The 1,739-nt window shown below is 32.4% G+C and carries 1 protein-coding gene; it reads right to left on the bottom strand.

Features of this window, described 5'->3' with window-relative positions; genetic code table 11:
- Positions 1-170: 170 nt before the first annotated feature.
- Positions 171-1,604: a transposase gene (locus tag C7958_RS15465; protein WP_111573564.1), complete on the bottom strand. Its 1,434-nt coding sequence runs from the start codon at positions 1,602-1,604 to the stop codon at positions 171-173.
- Positions 1,605-1,739: the final 135 nt, after the last annotated feature.

The raw sequence follows: 1,739 nt of genomic DNA, 5'->3' as shown, positions 1-1,739 counted from the left end.
TAGGTGTTTGCAAAATAGGCAAAGAAAATAGTAAAAAACTGTAAATAAGTAGATTGGATTCAATTTTAAGAATTTAAAAATTGAATGAGAAAATGTTCTAATAAAATTAGGCATGACAAAATAAACCTATGAATACAGGTTTAAAAAAAAGATATTAAAAAATTTAAATTCTAAGCAATTAGTGATCTTAAAGATCTAATGTTTTCTGGTTTATCCATTTTATCAGCTAAGATCAATGTTAAAAGCTGAGTTATTCCAGCTAAAAAAACATCGGCTTTAATACTCTTTAGATTCTGAGTTTTTAGATTACCAGTAACCATGGCATCTTTAAAATAGTTAATTGTCTGTTCAACCACTCCGCGTTTTTTGTAGAGGTCTATCCAGTCATCTGTATTTCTGATGATACCAGGATAAGTTCTTAAATCCTGGTCAGGATATGTATAGGTAACTCTACCGTAACTGGAGTCCGTACAGGGCTCTTCACAGTAGCAGTTTCTTTTACCACCTTTATGATTAGTTTTAGGACAGACAAACTTAAATCTGGGGCTGCGGTTTTTACCGCGACACCAGCCATTAGGTTTCATTGGCAACGAAGAATCTTTAGGACATAACGGCCAGCCATTTTCATTGTATTCTGGTTGTAGCATATCTGACTTAATATTTCTAGAATTAAGTGGTATGACTGCTTTATCAAAGCCAAAATCCTTAATTAAAAAGGGATAAGTCTGATAATTATCAAAGGCAGAATCAGCGATAAAAGTGGAGTAATGATGATTATGAAGATTAAAATAATCTTCTAAAACTGGTTTCAAAGAAGTTGAATCTCCAATAGATTTGTCTTCATCAGGTGAGTCAGACTTTTTCTCAACAGGTATTTCAGGGTGATTATCTTTAAATTCATCATCAAAAAATGAGATATGACGGATAACTCCAAGTCCATTAGTGACAATACCTGCTTTGTAGACATAGCAGAAATGGCCGTTAATGTAGAGCTGTTTTATCTCTTGATTAACCTGGGCTGAAGAAGGCATAGACTGATAGGCAAAGGCATATATATTAACATTTTTATCTTTTTTGTAGATGTTTTTAAGTCTGCGAATGATATTGTTTATGTATTTAGGATTGTTTTCAGTCACATAGGGTTCAAAGCCAGTTGTATCATAGATGAAAAGATCAGATTTTAGAGGATCAATTTTTCTGCAAAGTGGTTCAGTAACATCAACAAGATGATAAAAAAGTTCTTCTAAATTATCTTCAAACTTTGTCTTAAAACGAGAAAACTGAGAGATATCAGGAACAGATTTAAAACCACAGAAATCTCTTAAGTCACTGCTTAAAGCAAAAATATTAACTAAGAGCACAAGAGTTGGAATTCCTAATATTTTTTGCAGGATAAAGGCAGAAAGCATTGATTCCAGACCATATTCTCTTTTTCTACCAAAATATTTGTAGTAAGCAGAATAAAAACTTGATGGAAGAAACTCAGATAAATCAAGATATTGATCGAGCATTTCAAGGAATTGAGGTTTATCATTTTGAGCCCAATCTTTGGCCTGTTCATAAAGATCACCGAAAGACGATTGTTTTTTAGAATTAAAAGACATTATGATTTCCTCCTTTTGGTTTGTGGTATTTTTAGTATTTCTAACTATATTATACCATATCTTAAGGAGGAAGTCACCAAAAATTTATGTCGAGAGCCCTGTTATTTCGGGCCTTAGACATTATACAAACGACTA

The organism is Halanaerobium saccharolyticum, assembly GCF_003259895.1.
Taxonomy (GTDB): Bacteria; Bacillota; Halanaerobiia; order Halanaerobiales; family Halanaerobiaceae; genus Halanaerobium; species Halanaerobium saccharolyticum_A.
The sequence above is the reverse complement of the archived record's forward strand: the minus strand, read 5'-3'. Positions and strand labels throughout refer to the sequence as shown.

Excerpts from the sequence above, each read along its gene's own strand:
- C7958_RS15465 (WP_111573564.1), bottom strand. The coding sequence starts at position 1,604 with ATGTCTTTTAATTCTAAAAAACAATCGTCTTTCGGTGATCTTTATGAA.